This window comes from Pandoraea cepalis (assembly GCF_902459665.1).
Classification (GTDB): Bacteria; Pseudomonadota; Gammaproteobacteria; order Burkholderiales; family Burkholderiaceae; genus Pandoraea; species Pandoraea cepalis.
The window spans coordinates 136,350-156,029 of record NZ_CABPSL010000009.1 but is presented as its reverse complement, the minus strand read 5'-3'; the positions used below and the strand labels follow the sequence as shown (position 1 = coordinate 156,029).

Genomic DNA, 19,680 nt, shown 5'->3' with positions numbered 1-19,680 from the left:
CGTGAAGTGAGCGACTTCACGCCGAGGGGATGACGTCAAGGACGTGAGGTCAGCGGCGCGAAGCCAAGCCAGCGACGCCCGGCGCAAGATTGCCGGGCACGTCGCAGGGGTCGTTTAGCGTGCCGCGTCGATCAGCGCTTCCAGCTTGATCGCATCGGCGGCAAACGCGCGGATCCCTTCCGCGAGTTTTTCGGTCGCCATGGCATCGTCGTTGAGCGCAAAGCGGAACGACGGCTCATCCGTTTTCACGCGATCGATGCTCGCGGCGCGGGCGTCCTTCGCGTCGAGCCGTCGAGGCACTTCGCTCTGTGTCGTGCGGAGTTGTTCGAGCAGGGCGGGGCTGATCGTCAGCAGATCGCAGCCTGCCAATGCCAGGATCTGCCCGGTCGAGCGGAAGCTCGCACCCATGACTTCCGTGTCATGGCCGAAGTGCTTGTAATAGCGATAGATGGCGGCCACTGAGCGCACGCCCGGATCGTGCTCTCCCGCGTTGTCCGCCTCGACCCAGTTCGCACCCGCCGACTTCTTGTACCAATCGTAGATTCGACCGACAAACGGCGAAATCAGCCGGGCGCCTGCCTCGGCGCAGGCCGCCGCTTGCACCAGCGAAAACAGCAGCGTCATGTTGCAGCGAATTCCGTCGCGCTCGAGAATCTCGGCCGCGCGAATGCCTTCCCACGTCGAAGCAATCTTGATGAGCACGCGGTCGCGCTCGATGCCTTGCGCCTCATACATGGCGATGAGCTTGCGCGCACGGACCACCGTGCCGGCCGTATCGAACGACAGTCGCGCGTCCACTTCCGTCGACACGCGACCCGGCACGATGTCCAGAATCTCCCGCCCGAAGGCAATCAGCAGACGGTCGATGATCTCCGCGGTGGATTCCGCGCGGTGTTCACTGACGATGCGGGTGAGCATCGGGCGGTAGGCGTCCTTCTGGACGGCACCGAGAATCAGCGACGGGTTGGTCGTGGCGTCTTGCGGCTTGTAGGCGTCCATCGCCTGGAAGTCGCCGGTGTCGGCAACAACGATCGTGTGGCGTTTGAGCTGGTCGAGCTGATTCATGAGAGCGGCCTTGCGAGAAATGCACTGCGTGACATGAAGTCCGGGATGCGACCGGGCGATGAAAAACGGCGCGGCCCGCCTGACTCCGGTAAACTTCCGACTTTACCAAACTTTGCCGGAAATCCCCATGACCCAGGACGAACTCAAGCGCTTGGTCGGCGAGGCCGCCGCCGACTATGTGAACCAGCACGTGCCCGAGGGCAGCGTGATCGGCGTGGGCACCGGGTCCACCGCGAACTGCTTTATCGACGCGCTCGCCGTCCACAAGGGCCGCTATCGCGGCGCCGTCTCCAGTTCCGAGGCCAGCACCGAGCGTCTGCGCAAACATGGCATCGAAGTCTTCGACCTCAACCAGATCGACAGCCTGCCGGTCTACGTCGACGGTGCCGACGAGATCAACGCGCTTGGCCACATGATCAAGGGCGGCGGCGGGGCGCTCACGCGCGAGAAGATCGTCGCCTCGGTGGCGAAGGAATTCGTGTGCGTCGTCGACGCGTCCAAGGAAGTTGCCGTGCTTGGCGTCTTTCCGCTGCCGGTCGAAGTGATCCCGATGGCGCAGGCGAGCGTCGCCCGTGCGCTGACGGCGCTGGGTGGCAAGCCGCAGGCGCGGGTGCGTGCCGACGGCAGCCCGTACATGACCGACAATGGGTGTGCGATTCTTGACGTCCACGGGCTGCAGATCCTCGATCCGGTGGCGTTCGAGGCGCAGGTCAACCAGATCCCGGGCGTCGTGACCGTAGGGCTCTTCGCACAGCGCGGCGCGGACATCACGCTCATGGGTACGCCGCAAGGCGTGCGCACGCTCGACTACCACAACTGATCCCGGGAGGGCAGGATGGCTGGATCGCGTCGTCTTCCCGAAACCTGGTTCCGCCGTGGCCTGTGGCTGATCGCCGTGTTATTTGCGGCGTTCCTCATTGGCCTGGGTGGGCTCGTCGTTGACAAATTGCCGGGCGTAGCGCCTGCGCCGACGCTCGACTCGTTCGTCGATCGCGGGCAGGCGGCCAGTGCCGACGCCGCCATCAAGCAGGCGCAGGCACAGCTCGAAGATGTCGAGAGCCGGTTGGAGACGGCGCGTTTGCAGCTCAAGGCGCGGAGTACGGCGTATCGCAGTGCGCGAGAGTCGTTCAACGATTGGGTGGCCACGCGTACGGCGACGGCGCAGGCCAGTCAGGATACGGAGCTCGTTGCGCGCACGCAGGCGCTCGATGCCTTGAAGGCGGCGCAGCGCGACGTCCAGACGCAAGTCGATGCCCTCGAGGCAAAACAGCTGGATGCCCAGCGCGCGGTGCAGTCGGCGCGCATGGCGCGCTATGCGCTGAACACGGCGGCGGGAGAAAAGCTTGCGGCGATCCAGCGTGCGCAGGATTTGAAAGTATTCGGCATTCGGCTTGCGCTTACGCTGCCATTACTGGTGGTGGCGGGATGGCTCTTTGTGCGCCAGCGCAAAAGCACGTGGTGGCCATTCGTGTGGGGCTTCATCTTCTTCGCGCTGTTTGCGTTCTTCGTAGAGCTGGTGCCGTACTTGCCGGACTACGGTGGATATGTGCGGTACCTCGTGGGCATTGTGCTCACGGTGATGATCGGACGCTACGCCATCGTGTCGTTGCAGCGATACCTGGCGAGGCAGAGGGCGGAGGAGCAGTTACCGGACGAAGAGCGTCGCAAGACGTTGTCGTACGATCTGGCGCAGGCGCGGTTGGCGAAGTCGGTGTGTCCGGGGTGTGAGCGTCCGGTGAAATTGGACGATCCGAATCGCGATTACTGCGTGCACTGTGGCATTTGCCTGTTTGACCATTGCGGTGTGTGCGATGCGCGCAAAAACGCGTTCGCGCATTTCTGCCACCACTGCGGAGCGGCTTCGGCTGGCAAGGCGGCCGTGGGTGGCACGACGCCCGCCTGACCAGCACATCCAGCAGATCCCAATCGAGAAAAAAAGCATACGAGCCTATTCGCCTGCCTGTTTCCCGACGCCGGTGGCATGGTGCCATAGGGCGTATGCGGGGACGGATCGGGGCCCCTTTCTGCAGCGAGTTGGGTTTATGTCTGAGCGGCGGAAAGGGGCCCCGATCCGTCGGGGGGGAGGCGTTTACTCAGAGGGCGGCGGCACATAGCCTTGAGCGACATCGGCGCCGTCTCCGAAGAAATACTTTTCGGTTTGCTTGACGAGGTATTGGCGGGCGCGCGGATCGGCCATATTCAGGCGATTTTCATTGATCAGCATGGTTTGTTGCTTGAGCCAGCCGGCCCAGGCTTCTTTCGAGACGCTTTCCCAGAGGCGTTTGCCAAGTTCGCCGGGCATGGGGGGGAAATCGAGACCTTCGGCTTCTTTGCCGAGTTTGACGCATTGAATCATGCGAGCCATGGGGAACTCCTTCGTGATCTTGGTGGGGCGTGAATGAATGTTGGGCGCTTGAGTCGAAACCCTTTGGGGGAATCGACATGCGACGAAAAAGCGCGCTGCGGCCGAGAGCGGTAGATGGGGACAACGGCGCGAGACACAAGGGGGGCCTTGGGCGTGCGCCGCCTGCCTGCCCTTCGTTACAGCTTCTTGATGAGCACCAGCGAGCGGCGTTGCCAGTTATACAGGCGTCGGCGGTCGGCCGGCAGATCGTCGACGCCTGCCTTGACGAAGCCGCGCTTGAGGAACCAGTGCTCGGTGCGCGTGGTGAGGACGAACAGGCGATCCAGACCGCGGGCACGGGCGCGTTGCTCGATGTGTTTGAGCAGGCGTTCGCCGTCCCCGGAGCCTTGCGCTTCCGGGTCGACGGTCAGGCAGGCCATCTCCCCGATGCGTTCCATCGGATACGAATAGAGTGCTGCGCAGCCGAACAGGCGACCATCGTGCTCGATGACCGAGAAGTGATCGATGTCGCGCTCCAGCTGGTTGCGACCGCGTCGCACCAGCGTGCCGTCTGCCTCCAGCGGTTCGATGAGCTGCAGAATGCCGCCGACGTCGTCGATCGTCGCTTCGCGCAGGCTCTCCAGGTTCTCGTACGAGATCATGGTGCCCACGCCGTCGTGCGAGAACAGTTCGAGCAGCATGCTGCCGTCGAGCGCGAAGGGCACGATGTGGGCACGGCCGACACCCGCCCGGCAGGCGCGCGTCGCGTACTTAAGATAGAACGCCGAATCGCGGTCGAGCGTACCTTGCGACTGCAGGCGCTGGGCGTCTTCGAGGGTGAGTTCGTGCTGCAACTCGTTGTACTCGTTCATGACGCCGGGCGTTTCCGTGATGAAAATCAGCTTGTCGGCACGCAGCGCGATGGCCGCCGACGACGCCACATCTTCCATCGTCAGATTGAACGACTGACCGGTCGGGGAGAAGCCCAGCGGGGAGAGCAGCACGATCTTGCCGCTCGCCAGCGACAGGCGAATCGACTCGGCATCGACCTTGCGAACCACGCCGGTGTGCTGGAAATCCACGCCGTCCACGATGCCCACCGGGCGCCCCGTCACGAAGTTGCCCGACACGACGCTGATGCGCGCATTGCCCATGGGCGTGTTCGGCAGCCCCTGGCTGATCGACGCTTCGATGTCCAGCCGCAGTTCCCCGGCCGCTTCCTTCACCGCTTCGAGCGCGGCCGCGTCGGTAATGCGCAACTGCTGGGCGAAGTGCGACTCGATATGTCGCAGGCGCATCTGCTCCTCGACCTGCGGTCGCGAACCGTGCACCAGCACGATATGCATGCCCATCGCGCACAGCAGCGCGACATCCTGAATCAGGGTGTCGAGTCCGCCCGCCGCGACGAGTTCGCCACCGAAGGCGACCACGAAGGTCTTGTCGCGGAACGCATGGATATAAGGGGCGACCGATCGCAGCCAGTCCACGAACTGGGCTTGGTGGGCGGTCTCTTCGTCTTGTAGGGCGGGGTCGGGTTCGGTCAGCATGAGTGTACGTGCGCAAACATCCGCAGATTATATAATGCGCGCCCATGGCAAGTGATGAACGAAATCGACAATCTCCGCCCCCGAAGCCGAAAGTGATGGCTCCGGGGCATACGCGCGCCCAACCCACGGTCACCGCGTCGACTCCAAAGCCCGCCAGGCTGCCCAAACCCGCGAACACGGGGCAGGCCGGCGGCCCGAACCCGGCAACAGGGCGACGCACGACGCCGGCCGAGCGCGCCGCGCGCGACGCCGAACGCCTCGCGGCGCGCCAGGCCGCCGCCAATCCGCTTCCCGACATCGTCTTTCCCGAGGCGCTGCCCGTCTCCGGCCGGCGCGACGAGATTGCGCGCGCCATCGCCGGCCATCAGGTCGTCATCGTGAGCGGCGAGACCGGCTCGGGCAAGACCACTCAGCTTCCCAAAATCTGCCTCGCGCTCGGCCGCGGGCTTGGCGCGGGCGGCACCGGCCTGATCGGCCACACCCAACCACGTCGGATCGCCGCGTCGGCCACCGCGCGCCGCATCGCCGACGAACTCAACACCCCGCTTGGCGACATCGTCGGCTTCAAGGTGCGCTTCAACGATACCTTGTCCCACGGCGCGTCCGTCAAACTGATGACCGACGGCATTCTGCTCGCCGAGACGCAGACCGATCCGCTGTTGCGCGCGTACGACACCCTCATCATTGACGAGGCGCACGAGCGCAGCCTGAACATCGACTTTCTGCTCGGCTACCTCAAGCAGTTGCTGCCGCGTCGGCCCGACCTGAAAGTCATCATCACGTCGGCCACCATCGACGCCGATCGCTTCGCCCGCCATTTCGGCACGGGCGAGGGCGACCACCTGCGCCCAGCGCCGGTCATCGAAGTGAGCGGGCGCCTGTACCCCGTGGAAGTGCGCTACCGCCCGATCCAGGACGATGCGCGCATCGCGAACGCGCTGGGGCGCGAAGGCAGCCGCGCCAGCGCGCGCGATCGCGAACGGGACCTGATGGACGGGATCGTCGACGCCGTCGACGAACTGTGCCGCGAAGGCGCCGGCGACGTGCTCGTCTTCCTGCCCGGCGAGCGCGAAATCCGCGAGGCGGCCGAGTCGCTTCGCAAGCATCATCCGCCGCACACTGAAATTCTGCCGCTCTTCGCGCGCCTCTCGGGTCCCGAGCAGGAGCGCGTGTTCAAACCGTCCAACGCGCGCCGTATCGTGCTGGCCACCAACGTGGCGGAAACCTCGCTCACGGTGCCGGGTGTTCGCTACGTGGTCGATGCCGGTACCGCGCGCGTCAAGCGATACTCGTACCGCAACAAGGTCGAACAACTACAGATCGAGCCGATCTCGCAGGCCGCCGCCAACCAGCGCGCGGGGCGCTGCGGCCGCGTGGCCGACGGCGTGTGTATTCGTCTGTACGACGAAGCTGACTTCCAGGCGCGCGCGCGCTTCACGGATCCGGAAATCCTGCGCTCGTCGCTTGCCGCCGTCATTCTGCGCATGCAGTCGCTGCGGCTCGCCAAGGTCGAGGAATTCCCGTTCATCGAACCGCCGCCCGGCCGGGCCGTTGCCGACGGCTATCAACTGTTGGGCGAACTCGGCGCGGTCGACGACACCAACCAGCTCACCCCGCTTGGGCGCGAACTGGCGCGTCTGCCGCTCGATCCCCGCGTGGGCCGCATGATTCTGGCGGCGCGCGACCAGCAGTCGCTGCGCGAAGTCCTCATCATCGCGAGTGCGCTGGCCGTGCAGGATCCGCGTGACCGCCCCCTCGAAGCGCAGGACGCCGCCGACAACGCCCATCGCAAGTTTGCCGACGAACGCTCCGAATTCCTCTCGTGGCTCAAGATCTGGCAGTGGTTCGAAGAGGCGATCGCGCACAAGAAGTCGAACCGGCTGCTCGGACAAGCCTGCCGCGACAACTTCCTGTCGCAATTGCGCCTGCGCGAATGGCGCGACGTGCATAGCCAGTTGCTCACCGTCGTGCGCGAACAGGGATGGCGCATCAACGCGTCGGAGGCGACTTACGAGCAGGTGCATCTTGCCTTGCTCGCGGGCCTGCTCGGCAACATCGGCTGCAAGGCCGACGACGATCCGCATTTCCTCGGCGCGCACGGCATCAAGTTCCACATCTGGCCGGGATCGTCGCTCGTGAAGAAGGCCGGGCGCTGGGTGATGGCCGGCGAACTCGTCGAGACGAGCCGGCTCTACGCACGATGCATCGCCCGGATCGAGCCGGAGTGGATCGAACGTGTCGGCAAGCACCTGGTGAAGACGTCGCTCTCCGACGCGCATTGGGAGAAGAAGGCCGCGCAAGTCGTGGCGTACGAACGCGGCATGCTCTATGGCCTGACGATCTATGCGCGCCGACGGATGAACTTCGGCCCGCGCGATCCGCGTCGCGCCCGAGAAATCTTCCTGCGCAGTGCGCTCGTGGAAGGCGAATGGGAGACCAAGCTCCCGTTCTACGCCCACAATCGCAAGCTGATCGCCGACATCGAGCAGCTCGAACACAAGTCGCGCCGCCAGGACGTGCTTGTCGACGACGAACTGATCTACGCGTATTACGATGCCCATGTCCCCGCCGATCTCTACGACGGCGCGAGCTTCGAGCACTGGTATCGCGAAACGGCCAAGGGCTCGCCGAAGCTGCTCTACCTCGTGCGCGACGATCTGATGCGTCACGAGGCAGCGGGCGTCACGACCGACTTGTTCCCGAAGAAGACGGCCATTGCGGGCATCGACATGGTGCTCGGCTATCACTTCGAACCGGGCTCGCCGCGCGATGGCGTAACGCTCGCCGTGCCGCTCTACGCGCTCAATCAGGTCGACGCGCGCCGCTGCGAATGGCTGGTGCCGGGCATGCTCAAAGAGAAGGCGCACCTGCTGATGAAGTCGCTGCCGCAGAAGCTGCGGCGTCACTTCGTTCCGTTGCCCGAGTTTGCGGCCGGCTTCGTCGACCGGGCGACGTTCGGACAGGGCGCGCTGCTCGATGCCCTCATCGCCGACGCGCGCGAACAGACCGGCGTCATGCTCAAGTCCAGTGACTTCAAGTTCGAAATGCTTCCGGCGCACCTGTCGATGAACTTCAAGGTGATCGACGAACACGGGCGTCAACTCGGCATGGGACGCAATCTCCCGCAACTGCGTGCCGAACTCGGTCAGCAGGCGCAGCGCACATTTCAGCAGTTGGCGGCGAAGAGTGGTGCGACGCCGACCCGTGGTTCCGCCGTCGAGCCCGACGCACATGGTGCATCGGCGACGACGTCGCCGGCGGCGCGCGGCGAGGCGCGTGGTGCGGGACGGGCGGGCACGCAGGCAGCACCTTCAGCGGCCGCTGTCGAGCCCGGCCGCTACGACAACCTCACGACGTGGAGCTTCGGCGAACTGCCCGAGATGCTGGAAATCCGTCGCGGCGGTCAGACGTTGTTCGGCTACCCGGCGTTGGTCGAGCGCGGCGATCACTGCGATCTCGAAGTGTTCGACGATCCGCACGAAGCGCAACGGCAGCATCGCGCGGGTCTGCGTCGGCTCTTCGCGATTCAACTGCGCGAGCAGGTGAAGTATCTGGAGAAGAACATCCCGGGCCTGCAGCAGATGGCGATGCAGTACATGAACCTGGGGACGCAAGAAGCACTGCGGGAGCAGATCGTCGATCTGGCGCTGGAGCGTGCGTGCCTGCAGTTGCCTTGGCCGAGCGATAACGCGTCGTTCGTCGCGCGCAAGGACGAGGGGCGGGGGCGCCTCACGCTGCTCGCGCAGGAGATCGCGCGGCTGGCCGGACAGATTCTCACCGAGTACGCGACCTTGCAGAAGAAGCTGGCCCAGGCCAAGCCGTTCGCGCAGGCGTATGCGGATCTGACGGCACAGTTGCAACGGCTGATCGGCAAGCGGTTCCTGATCGACACGCCGTACGCGCAACTGGCGCATTTTCCGCGCTATCTGAAGGCGATGGCCGGACGTATCGACAAGCTCAAGGCGGATCCGACCCGCGACGCCCGCGCCATGAGCGAACTGGGGCCGTTGCTGCAGAACTGGCAGCGGGCGACGTCGCAGCGCCGCGATCAGGGCGACGCGCGACTCGAGGAGTTCCGCTGGCTGCTCGAGGAGTTGCGCGTCTCGCTATTCGCACAGGAGTTGCGCACGCCCATGCCGGTGTCGGTCAAGCGTCTGCACAAGGTTTGGGAGGCGTTACAGCGCTGACGTGCTGGGGGCGCGGCCGTCGTGCGCAACGATGGCTGCGAGCGCTGCGATCTCGTTGATCCCGGCGAGCGTCGCGGACTTGGCGACCAAGCTGATTCGGGGGATGCCAACCCACGCGTGCAATGACGGCGTTCGGCCCCGACGCCAACCCCCGACACCATTTCGATGGGACATCCGCTTGCCGGTTTGCGCTACGTCAGAAAGTGTCGAAATTATGTTTCGATACGTAAAAAAGGTGCGCCGGACGCGCGTTGACGGGGTGTTCCCGGCCTACAATGGCGAGTCGCTATGACGTATCGAGAACGGGCGGTCCACGCGCCGTTTTCGCCACTTTTCCTGCCCAATTTTCTCCCGAGAGACGCTGCAATGCGCAAACTCCTGATCGCTGCCGGTCTGGTGGCTTCCTTCGGTCTGGCGGCGCTCGCTGCGCCGGCCAAGGCTGCAGCGCCGGCGCCCGACAGTGTCGTGGTCGTGCTCAACTCGGCCGACGCCAGCGTCAGCCTGATCGACAAGGCGACGCAGAAGGTCATCCAGACGTTCCCGGTTGGCAAGGAGCCGCATCACCTCATGGCCACGCCCGACAATCAGTCGCTCATCGTGGCGAATTCGGTCGGCAACAACCTCATCTTCCTCGACCCGAAGACGGGACAGGTGCAGCGCAAGATCGAGAACGTCGAAGACCCGTACCAAATTGGCTTCTCGCCGGACAAGAAGTGGTTCGTCGCCAACGCCCTGAGACTGGATCGCGTGGACGTGTATCGCTATGACGGCAAGAACCTGAGCGTGGCGCAGCGCATTCCCCTCAAGAAGATGCCGAGCCACCTGGTCTTCACGCAGGACAGCAAACTTGTCTTCATCTCGTTGCAGCAGTCCAACGAGATCGCCGCCATCGATCTGGCTACCCAGAAAGTGCTCTGGACGATGAAGGTGGGCGACAGTCCGGCAGGGGTGTGGCTCACGCCGGGGGACAAATACCTGCTCGTGGGAATGACCGGCGCGGACTATGCCGCCGTGGTCGACTGGCGCAATCAGAAGGTGATCAAGACGATCCCGACGGGCAAGGGGGCGCACAACTTCCGATCGCTCGCCGATGGCAGGCACGTACTGATTTCGAATCGCGTGTCGAGCACGATCAGCATCGTCGATCAGGTGGCGCTCACGAACGTCGGCAACATCACCGGCCTGCTGCCGGGACCGGACGACATGGAACTCTCGGCCGACCGGAAGACGCTGTGGGTGACGTTCCGCTGGGCCCGCAAGGTCGGCATCATCGATATGACGCAGCGCAAGCTGATCAACACCATTCCGGTCGGACGATCCCCTCACGGGATCTATTTCTTCGACCGCGCCCCGGTGCTGTAACATCGGGACATCGCGACGAGGGCGCCACACCGACCGAGCGTCCCCGCTCGGGGCGCACGGTCCTCAACGCGATGGATTCCGATTCTCGTCCTGACGGCACCGACCGTATCGATACTGCATGAATGACATTCTTCGCGCGCTGGGCCGCGCGCTTGTGAGCCTGTTGCATCCGCGCATGCTGTGGCTCACCGCCATGCCCTTTGTGGTCTCCGGGCTGATCTGGGGCGCCGTGATCTGGTTCGGCTGGGTGCCGTTCACCGATTTTCTGCGCGTCTGGCTCGAACAGTGGCAGTTCACGCAATGGATCTACCGCTTCTTCGGCTATTTCGGCATCGATAGCGTGCGCATGGCGCTCGCGCCGTTCATTCTCGTCGCGCTGCTCATCCCGCTGATCGTGGTCACGGCGCTGCTGCTCATCGCGGGGTGGTCGATGCCCGCGGTGTTGCGTCACCTCTCGCGTCGCCACTACATTCATCTGGAAGCGCGGCAGGGCGGCTCGTTCTGGGGCAGTCTCGGTCAGTCGCTGGGCGCCACCGTGGTCTTTCTCGTCGCCGCGCTGCTCACGCTGCCGCTGTGGCTCGTGCCGCCGTTCTTCGCCATCGTGCCGCCGTTGTTATGGGGCTGGCTGACGTATCGCGTAATGACGTACGACGCGCTGGCGTATCACGCGAGCGCCGAGGAGCGTCGCCGGATCGTGCGCGAGCGGCGTCTGCCACTGCTGGTAATCGGCGTGGCAACCGGGCTGCTCGGCTCATTGCCGACGCTGCTGTGGGTGTCGTCGGTCATCATGATCGTGATGTTCCCGGTCATCGCGCTGCTGGCAATTTGGCTGTACGTGGTGATCTTCATATTTTCAGCGTTGTGGTTCGCGCACTATTGCCTGCGGGCATTGTCGCGATTGCGCGCGGCCGAGGCGGCGCGTCACGAGCCGATGCTCGGGGCAACGCTGTTGCCTGTGGCGAGCCCGCCGTCGCGTGAGAGCGAGGACCTGCCGCCTGCGTTGCCGCCGGGGCGAGGGTCGTCGAACGGTTCGCCGTGAAAGTGGCACAATCGTGTGACTGCGCGCTGCCGCCGGGCGGCGCCGCGCGCTCCCCCCCCCAGGCCCTGACGACAAGATAAAGGAAGCATCATGGCGGTCGGCATCATCATCATCGGCGACGAGATTCTCTCCGGGCGCCGTCAAGACAAACATCTCCCCAAGATCGTCGAACTGCTCACCGAGCGCGGCATGCAACTCGGCTGGGCCGAATATGTGGGTGACGACCCTGAGCGCATCACGGCCACGCTGCGACGCACGTTTGCGAGCGAGGATATCGTTTTCGTCACCGGCGGCATCGGGGCGACGCCCGACGATCACACGCGTCAGTGCGCCGCGGCGGCACTCAATGTCCCGCTCGTGCTCACGCCGGAAGCCGAGGCGCTCATCATGGAGCGCATCGCCGACACCAGTCCCGACGGCCGTGCTGACATGAGCCAACCCGATAACCGGCATCGTCTGAAGATGGGCGAGTTTCCGGTCGGCGCGCGCGTGCTACCGAATCCGTACAACAAGATTCCGGGGTTCTCGGTCGAGCGGCATCACTTCATGCCGGGATTCCCGGTCATGGCGTGGCCGATGATGGCGTGGGTGCTCGACACGGACTACGCCGAGTTGCATCACCTGACGAAGCACGCCGAGCGATCGGTGCTGGTGTTCGGGTTGGCCGAGTCGACGTTGACGCCGCTCATGGAGGCCATCGAAGCCGAATATGGCGGCGTGAAAGTGTTCAGTCTGCCCAGCGTGGGCGACGCGCAGCGTGGCGCGATCTACGCGCGCCGACATATCGACCTGGGCGTGAAGGGCGACCCCGCACTGGTTGGCGCGGCGTTCGAGCGACTGATTGCCGGGGTGAATGCGCTGGGCGGCGAGATCGTGCATCCGACCGAGGCGCTCGCACTGCCCGAGGGCACGCTGCCGTCGGGCAATTGACGGGCGGGCGGTACTGCCGCGAGAGCGCATAAAAACGGCGCTTGCCTGTGAAGGGCAAGCGCCGTTTTTCGTTGCCGGCGCACACGGCGGGAACCATGCGCGCCCTGCGCGCCGGTCAGAATCCGGCGAGCACGAGTTTGCCGATGGTGCGTCCGCCTTCGAGCTGCGCGTGGGCGCGGCGCAGGTTCACCGCGTTGATCGGGCCCAGGACCTCGCCCACCGTCGTGCGCAGCGTACCCGCATCGACCCGGCGTGCCACTTCGGTCAGCAGCGTGTGCTGCGCGATCATGTCCGGCGTTGCGAACATGGCGCGCGTGAACATGAACTCCCAGACGAACGTGGCGCTCTTGTTTTTGAGCAGACCGATGTCGAGCGGACCCGCATTCTCCACGATGGAGCAGATCTTGCCTTGTGGGGCGACGACCTGCGCCACGGCGGGGAAATGCGCGTCGGTGTCGTTCAGGCACAGTACGAAATCCACCTGTGGCATGCCGATCGACTGAAGCTGCGCCGGAATGTCCTGGGTATGGTCGATCACGTGTTGCGCACCGAGTTGACGACACCAGTCGGCCGATGCCGGGCGCGACGCGGTAGCGACGATGTGCAGATGGGCAAGGCGTCGCGCGAGCTGAATGGCAATCGAGCCGACGCCGCCGGCACCGCCGACGATGAGGATCGACTTGCCCTCATCGCCGCCGTCGGGAGCGATGCCAAGGCGGTCGAAAAGGGCTTCCCACGCCGTGATCGTCGTGAGTGGCAAGGCAGCGGCGCCCGCGAAGTCGAGCGACGTGGGCATGTGACCGACGATGCGCTCGTCGACAAGATGGAACTCGCTGTTCGCGCCTGGGCGCGTGATGCTGCCCGCGTAGTACACCGGGTCGCCAACCTTGAAGAGGGTGACGTCCGGGCCCACGGCTGCGACGGTGCCCGCCGCATCCCACCCCAACACGCGAGGCGTGGCTTCGACCTTATCTTTCGGGGCGCGAACCTTGGTGTCGACCGGGTTCACGGAAATCGCTTCGACCTTGACCAGCAGGTCGCGCCCCGCGGGTGTTGGCGTCGGCAGCTCGATGTCTTCGAGCGACTTCGGGTCGTCAATCGGCAGGTAATGGGTTAATCCGACGGCTTTCATCTGTTTTCTCCTGAATAGGCGGGGCGCAGCCGGCAGTGCGCCGGCGACACCCCCGATGCGATAACGAGAGACTAAGGCTAGTCGATTGCTTTGATAATTCGCATAATGCGGAAAAGATCTTTTGGAAATTCCATCAAATGGCATTGGACCTCGATACCGTGGCGTTGTTCGTGCGCGTGGCGGCGCTCGGGAATGTGTCGGCCGCGGGGCGCGAGCAAGGGCTGTCTCCGGCCACGGCCAGTACGCGCCTGACACAACTCGAAGGTGTGCTCGGGGCACGGTTGCTGCATCGGACGACACGCAGGGTGGCGCTCACGCAAGAGGGGGAAGCCTTTCTGCGAGACGCGCAGACCTTGCTCGCGGCCGAGGCGCAAGCGATGGCAAGCGTTGGGCAGGGGCACGCAGCGCCTCAGGGGCGTTTGCGGGTGTCATGCTCCTCGTCGTTCGGGCGTCAGCATGTTTCCCCCGCCTTGTCGGCCTTCCTGGCGCGCTATCCGGGGATTTCGCTGGACTTCCGGCTCACGGATCGGGTCGTCGACCTGATCGAGGCAGGCATGGATCTCGCGATTCGCGTCGGGGCGTTGCGTGACTCGACGCTCGTTGCTCGCAAGCTCGCCCCGAATCGCCGGACATTGTGTGCGTCGCCCGCGTACCTCGCGGCGCGCGGCGCGCCGAAGCACCCAGGCGAGCTTGCTGCGCACGACTGCCTGATCCTGGGGGAGCAGCGCGATTGGCGGTTCGTGACGCCCGGTGGCCCGCTGAGCGTGCGTGTCGGCGGGCGTCTGGCGTCGGATAACGGGGAAGTGCTGCGCGACGCGGTTTTGGCGGGCCTGGGCATTGCGCTCAAGTCCACGTGGGACGTCGGCGCGCATCTGCGCAGCGGGGCGCTGGTGCCGGTGTTGCCCGCCTACCCGCTCGCGGAGGAGGTGGCGATCTGGGCCGTCTACCCGAGTCGGGCGTTCGTGCCGCCGAAAACCCATGCGCTGATCGAATTCCTGCAGGCGCGCTTTGGGCCGGCGCCGTATTGGGATGACGGCGACGACCCATCGGCTGGCCTATCGAGGCCGTAACGCGACGAAGCGTCAGTGCAGGTGATGGGGCCGCGTGAGTTGTGCGCCGGCGTCCTCGTGACCGATCGCCGGGCTGGCATGGTGAAGCACAAGGCGCCAGCCATCGGCTTCCTTCATGTAAACGTTCGTGGCGAGCACGAAGGCGTAACGGGCTTCGGGACGGGTCTCGACCTGTACCTGTTCCAGCACGTTATGGACCGCGCACAGCGGATTGCGCGCTACCTGGAGATGACTGGCCGTGACGTGCAATCCGTCCTTGGCAAGAATCTGCTGCCAACTCTCGCGAACCGCCGCCGGGCCGACGTGGCGGGGCCCTGCCGGGTGAATGCAGACGATTTCCTCGTCTTCCGACCAGACGTCCATCAGCGTATCGGTATCGCCGGCGCGCAGCGCTTCGTAGTAGGCGTGCTCGGCGTCTTCCGGACTTAGAAAAATGGCAGCGGGCATAACGGCAGCCTCCGACGGGGTGGAGCGCCAGGCAATGGGGGCGCCTGGAGAACGCGCCGATTATGGAGCGTTTGCCGGGGCTTGTCGAACGTCGGGAGGGCAAAATCGCGCCATCGCGCGCGACGCTTGATCTGGCGCAACACGACGTGGGGGCGGGGCCGTTAGCGTATCGGTAAGATCCGAGGCAGCGATGGCGGGTGACGGCGCACTGGCGGGAGCTTCGGCTGCGGGGACGCTGGTGCGTCCCCGTTGGCGGGTGTCAGCAGGGAACGCCGGCGAGTTCGTGCAGCGCGGCGGCGTCGATGATCTTGACGTGGCGCTGCCGGATTTCGATCATGCCGTTTTGTGCAAAGCGTGAGAACAGGCGGCTGACGGTTTCAAGCTTGAGGCCGAGGAAACTTCCGATTTCTTCGCGGCTCATGCGCAGCACGAATTCATGGGCGGAGTAACCGCGCGCGGACAGCCGCTCGGACAGGTTGAGCAGGAAGACGGCCAGACGTTCCTCGGCACGCATGGTGCCGAGCGCGAGCAGTTGCTGGTGCTCGTTGCGGATTTCCTGGCTCATCAGGCGGTGCAACTGGCGTTGGAGCGATGGCACTTGACGCGACAACGTCTCCAGTTCGCCGAAGCGGGCGATGCACAGCTCGCTGTCTTCGAGCGCGATGGCGGTGCTCGGGTGGTGGTGGTCGGCCACGGCGTCAAGGCCGATGAGTTCGCCCTGGAGGTGGAAGCCGACGACTTGCTCGCGGCCGTCGGGGGCCGTGACGCAACTTTTGAGCGAACCGAAGCGAATGCCGTAGACAGCGTGCAGATCGTCGTTCGCGTGGTACAGCACGTCGCCTTTCTTGAGGCGGCGGCGCTCGCTTACCAGTGCATCGAGTCGTTCCAGCTCGGGTTCCGGAATGCCGACCGGCAAGCAGAATTGCCCGAGCGAACATGTGGAACAGCGGGGCTGAGCGATGGGAGTGCGACCGTTTTCTGTGGTCATGAGGGCCCCTGAAGTTTTTTGGAGAGTCTATCATGGTGCGTTGACCTATCGTTTTCCCTTTCCGCACGTCGGAATGTCGACGAGGCTTTACGGGCGTCGGTGTTTCAGTAATAATTGCGCACATACCGGACGTCCGTCTCGCCGCACAATCGGCCTGGGCGTTTTCCCGGCAGGTCGTTTCGAAGCATTCAGGTCGCGCCGCCGTCACTACGACCGAACACAATCGGGCGCGCGCTTATGCGAAGCGGTTACGACCGTTTCTCGTGTTCCAAGCATCCATTTATTCCTGATACCGGGTCGCCAAGCCCCCGGTCTGCTTAGTCGCACATGAATACCCAAGAGGCGAAACTCGTCCTCGAGACCGCGTTGATTTGCGCGCAGGAGCCGCTCAAGGTCGGCGATCTGCGCAAGCTTTTCAATGACGCCGTGTCTGGCGACACGGTGCGCGCGCTGCTCGAGGAAATCCGCGTGCAATGGGATGGCCGAGGTGTGGAATTGGTGGCGTTGGCCACCGGCTGGCGTTTCCAGAGCCGTCCGCGCATGCGTGAATACCTTGATCGCCTGAATCCAGAGAAGCCGCCGAAGTATTCGCGAGCGGTGATGGAGACGCTGGCGATCATCGCGTACCGTCAACCGGTCACGCGCGGCGATATCGAAGAGATTCGCGGCGTGACGGTCAACACACAGATCATCAAGCAACTCGAGGATCGAGGCTGGATCGAGGTGATCGGGCATCGAGATGTGCCGGGACGCCCGGGTCTGTACGCCACGACCAAGGACTTTCTCGACGATCTGGGGCTGCGGGCGCTCGATGCGTTGCCGCCGCTCGAAGATCCGGCCGCACAGGCGCAGATCGACTTGCTCGCGCAGCAGAACATCGAATTCGGCGAACGTGCCGAGGCCGACGCGGGGGATGACGCGATGTCTGATGACGCGCCTGTCGCCGATGCGCAAGCGCTGGCACGTCTGGCGCAAGCGCGTGCCGACGACTTGCCGCTTGCACAAGGGCTGCCCGAAGATCAGCGCCCGCTGCAGGTCGTGGGCGACGGGCCGACGGAAGACGCGTTGCTCGACGCCGTGATGGCGGAAGGCGAAGGCGATGATGGGGCGACAGGCCCGATCGAGGCGCTGGCGGAGATTGAGCCGGTAGACGCTGAACGGGCATCGCTTGCGGAACTCGCGGGCGCGGCGCACGTCAGTGAGCAGGTCGACGCGGTGCATGACGATGCGACGCAAGCGAAGTCTGGCGACGGCGAGGCAGATCAAGGGCCGGTGTCCTCCAGTGCCGCAATGTCGGTGGAGGTCGCGCAGGACAAGGAATTTTCCGAAGAATCGGAGTCTGCGGTGTCGGTCGGCGACGATCCGCCGCAAGATGCGCAGGATGTAGCGACGTCGGCGGCAGATCCCGCCGCGTTGGTAACACAAGAGGTTTCCCCGCACGCTGCCGACTCGGCAGCGAACGAACCCGCCACCGGGCAGCCCCTGTCCGGTGAGGGAGATGACGACGAGAGCGACGGGGACGACAAGAGTCTCGTCACGGGCACCTGAGGCGTCGGCGCATCGCGTCGCGCGCACCAGCAGGGCCGTTAGCGATAAGAACGAAGTCGCGGCAATCATTTGCCGCGCATTCATGGTGCGAACACGGATCGGGGCAGCCATTTACGCCTGCCCGCGACGATCCCGTTTTCCAATGAGGTTGTGTTGAAACAAATCGAAGAATCCCAGGACCTGCACGCACGCGATGCTGGTGCCGAAGCCCGTGCGCCGGAAGGCGAGGGCGGCGACGAAAAAGCATCGCGCCGCGGCTTGCGCCGTGGTCCGCGCAGTCTGATTGCCCGCCGTCGGGCGGCTCAGCAATCCAAGCGTGAAGGCGAGGACGGCGGCGCAGGTGAATCTGCCGCGTCGGACGCCCCACGCGGGGAACCGCACGGCGATGCGCCGCAAGCTCAAGCATTGGGCGCCGACGGTGCACCGTTGGCCGCTCAGGCGCGAGGCCGCAATGCCGCACCCCGTAAGCCGCGTAGCGGCAAGCGTGACGGTGCCGCACAGTCCTCGCCGCCGGCGCAGTCGGCGCAAGGCGATGGCGGCGCAGCCAGCGGTCATGGTGCGACGCCGACAGGCAGGGCGCCGCAGGGTGCCAAGGGCCGTGGCCGCAAGGAGTCGACGGGCGGTGCCCGGGGCGGCGCAGGCGTCGGTGGCGGCAAGGGCGGCAAGGGTGGCAAGGCGCCTAAGGGCGGTGACGACGATCTGTTCGCGTTCGTGACGTCGGGTGGCTTCGATAGCGACGAGTCCGAAGGCGATGCCAAGGCGGCTGCCAAGCGCGGCCGCCGCCCGGCCGACCGTCGTGTCCTGTCGCCGGACGATGAGGCGCCCAAGCTGCACAAAGTGCTGGCCGAGGCCGGCATGGGATCGCGTCGCGAGATGGAAGAGCTGATTCTCGCCGGACGCGTGTCGGTCAACGCCGAGCCCGCGCACATCGGTCAGCGCATTCTGCCGACCGATCAGGTCCGCATCAACGGCAAGCTCGTCAAGCGTCGCATCACGAGCAAACCGCCGCGCGTGCTGCTCTATCACAAGCCGTCGGGCGAGATCGTCAGCCATTCCGATCCGGAAGGCCGTGCGTCGGTATTCGATCGCTTGCCGCCGATGAAGACGGCCAAGTGGCTCGCCGTTGGGCGCCTGGACTTCAACACGGAAGGCTTGCTGATCCTCACGACGTCGGGCGATCTGGCGAACCGATTCATGCATCCGCGTTATGGCATCGAGCGTGAATATGCCGTGCGTACCGTGGGGCAATTGAGCGAGGCGTCGCGTCAGCAACTGCTGCGCGGCATCGAGCTGGACGACGGCAAAGCCAATTTCCTGCGGTTGCAGGACGGCGGTGGCGAAGGGTCGAATCACTGGTATCACGTCGCGTTGACCGAAGGCCGTAACCGCGAAGTGCGTCGCATGTTCGATGCGGCGGGCCTGATGGTGAGTCGTCTGATCCGTACGCGTTACGGCCCGCTGACGCTGCCACGCGGTCTCAAGCGCGGCCGTTACGAAGAGTTGGACGAGGCGCAGGTGCGCTCCCTGTTCGCGACGGTCGGCATGAAGATGCCGGGCACCGGCTCGGACGACAAGGGCAGTGTGGGTGGTCGTGGCGGCAAAGCCGGCGCGCCGAAAGAGCCGCGCCGTCAACCGGACCCGATGCAGACGGCCTTGGGCGTGTTCAGCCGCGAGCCGGGCCAGTCGCGTCGTCCCCGGCCCAATCCGCTGACGGCCTTCGTTGGCCCGAGCGGCGGCTACCCGGGGCAAACGCCTTCGCCGCGAGGCGAGGGACGACGTTTCGGCGGTGGGAATTCGTCGGCGGGCGGCGGTGGTTTTGGCGGTCAGTCGCGCGGCGGTAACGGTGGCGGCAACGGTAACGTCAATGGTAATCGCAGTCGTGGCGGCAACCGTGCGGGTGGAAGTGGCGGCGGCAATACAGGTGGTGGCAATCAAGGCAACCGTGGCAATCGCGGCGGCAACCGTTCACGTTGATTTCGTTGGAACGCCCCCAGGGCGGACGACGGCAGGCAGGGGCGCCA

15 protein-coding genes are annotated in these 19,680 nt (G+C 65.0%); 9 read left to right on the top strand and 6 right to left on the bottom strand.

Features of this window, described 5'->3' with window-relative positions; genetic code table 11:
* Nucleotides 1–114 precede the first annotated feature (114 nt).
* Nucleotides 115–1,065: a transaldolase gene (tal, locus tag PCE31106_RS13505; protein ID WP_150563597.1), complete on the bottom strand. Its 951-nt coding sequence runs from the start codon at nucleotides 1,063–1,065 to the stop codon at nucleotides 115–117.
* A gap of 127 nt (nucleotides 1,066–1,192) precedes the next feature.
* On the opposite strand from tal, the gene rpiA reads away from it, so the two are divergent.
* Both rpiA and PCE31106_RS13495 read left to right on the top strand, forming a co-directional pair.
* Nucleotides 1,193–1,885, top strand: a complete 693-nt coding sequence (gene rpiA / locus PCE31106_RS13500) for a ribose-5-phosphate isomerase RpiA (RefSeq protein ID WP_150563596.1) — start codon at nucleotides 1,193–1,195, stop codon at nucleotides 1,883–1,885.
* 15 nt (nucleotides 1,886–1,900) lie between these two features.
* The gene (locus PCE31106_RS13495) at nucleotides 1,901–2,968 is read left to right on the top strand and encodes a serine endopeptidase (protein WP_150563595.1); all 1,068 of its coding nucleotides are present in this window, start codon (nucleotides 1,901–1,903) and stop codon (nucleotides 2,966–2,968) included.
* Nucleotides 2,969–3,154: 186 nt separating this feature from the next.
* Here the strand turns inward: PCE31106_RS13495 and PCE31106_RS13490 are convergent, their stop codons facing one another.
* Both PCE31106_RS13490 and argA read right to left on the bottom strand, forming a co-directional pair.
* Nucleotides 3,155–3,430 carry an oxidative damage protection protein gene (locus PCE31106_RS13490; protein WP_017235753.1) on the bottom strand — a complete coding sequence of 92 codons (276 nt, stop codon included), beginning with the start codon at nucleotides 3,428–3,430 and terminating at the stop codon, nucleotides 3,155–3,157.
* A 176-nt stretch (nucleotides 3,431–3,606) separates the two neighbouring features.
* Nucleotides 3,607–4,956 (bottom strand): amino-acid N-acetyltransferase, encoded by a 1,350-nt coding sequence (gene argA / locus PCE31106_RS13485; protein ID WP_130025723.1) that lies wholly within the window; start codon nucleotides 4,954–4,956, stop codon nucleotides 3,607–3,609.
* A gap of 44 nt (nucleotides 4,957–5,000) precedes the next feature.
* Between argA and hrpA the strand changes: the two genes are divergently transcribed.
* The 4 genes from hrpA to PCE31106_RS13465 all read left to right on the top strand — a co-directional run bounded on the left by hrpA (nucleotide 5,001) and on the right by PCE31106_RS13465 (nucleotide 12,474).
* Entirely contained in the window at nucleotides 5,001–9,143 is a 4,143-nt protein-coding gene (gene hrpA, locus PCE31106_RS13480; RefSeq protein WP_437343815.1) for an ATP-dependent RNA helicase HrpA, read from the top strand.
* A 366-nt stretch (nucleotides 9,144–9,509) separates the two neighbouring features.
* Entirely contained in the window at nucleotides 9,510–10,505 is a 996-nt protein-coding gene (locus tag PCE31106_RS13475) for a YVTN family beta-propeller repeat protein (RefSeq protein WP_150563593.1), read from the top strand.
* 118 nt (nucleotides 10,506–10,623) lie between these two features.
* Nucleotides 10,624–11,544, top strand: coding sequence for an EI24 domain-containing protein (locus PCE31106_RS13470; protein ID WP_017231390.1), 921 nt, complete (start codon nucleotides 10,624–10,626; stop codon nucleotides 11,542–11,544).
* 90 nt (nucleotides 11,545–11,634) lie between these two features.
* Complete coding sequence (locus tag PCE31106_RS13465) at nucleotides 11,635–12,474, top strand: competence/damage-inducible protein A (RefSeq protein WP_017231389.1); 840 nt, start codon at nucleotides 11,635–11,637, stop codon at nucleotides 12,472–12,474.
* 115 nt (nucleotides 12,475–12,589) lie between these two features.
* On the opposite strand, the gene PCE31106_RS13460 is transcribed toward PCE31106_RS13465, so the two are convergent.
* The gene (locus PCE31106_RS13460) at nucleotides 12,590–13,606 is read right to left on the bottom strand and encodes a zinc-binding alcohol dehydrogenase family protein (protein ID WP_150563592.1); all 1,017 of its coding nucleotides are present in this window, start codon (nucleotides 13,604–13,606) and stop codon (nucleotides 12,590–12,592) included.
* A 137-nt stretch (nucleotides 13,607–13,743) separates the two neighbouring features.
* Between PCE31106_RS13460 and PCE31106_RS13455 the strand changes: the two genes are divergently transcribed.
* A complete protein-coding gene (locus PCE31106_RS13455; protein WP_150563591.1) occupies nucleotides 13,744–14,676 on the top strand; it encodes a LysR family transcriptional regulator in 933 nt (310 codons plus the stop codon).
* Between the two features lie 12 nt (nucleotides 14,677–14,688).
* Here the strand turns inward: PCE31106_RS13455 and PCE31106_RS13450 are convergent, their stop codons facing one another.
* Together PCE31106_RS13450 and fnr are read right to left on the bottom strand one after the other, a co-directional pair.
* Nucleotides 14,689–15,111, bottom strand: a complete 423-nt coding sequence (locus tag PCE31106_RS13450) for a YybH family protein (protein ID WP_051060029.1) — start codon at nucleotides 15,109–15,111, stop codon at nucleotides 14,689–14,691.
* A gap of 271 nt (nucleotides 15,112–15,382) precedes the next feature.
* Complete coding sequence (gene fnr, locus PCE31106_RS13445) at nucleotides 15,383–16,111, bottom strand: fumarate/nitrate reduction transcriptional regulator Fnr (protein ID WP_150563590.1); 729 nt, start codon at nucleotides 16,109–16,111, stop codon at nucleotides 15,383–15,385.
* Nucleotides 16,112–16,438: 327 nt separating this feature from the next.
* Between fnr and scpB the strand changes: the two genes are divergently transcribed.
* Together scpB and PCE31106_RS13435 are read left to right on the top strand one after the other, a co-directional pair.
* Nucleotides 16,439–17,659, top strand: a complete 1,221-nt coding sequence (gene scpB / locus PCE31106_RS13440) for an SMC-Scp complex subunit ScpB (protein ID WP_150563589.1) — start codon at nucleotides 16,439–16,441, stop codon at nucleotides 17,657–17,659.
* A 153-nt stretch (nucleotides 17,660–17,812) separates the two neighbouring features.
* Nucleotides 17,813–19,633: a pseudouridine synthase gene (locus PCE31106_RS13435; protein WP_437343814.1), complete on the top strand. Its 1,821-nt coding sequence runs from the start codon at nucleotides 17,813–17,815 to the stop codon at nucleotides 19,631–19,633.
* Nucleotides 19,634–19,680: the final 47 nt, after the last annotated feature.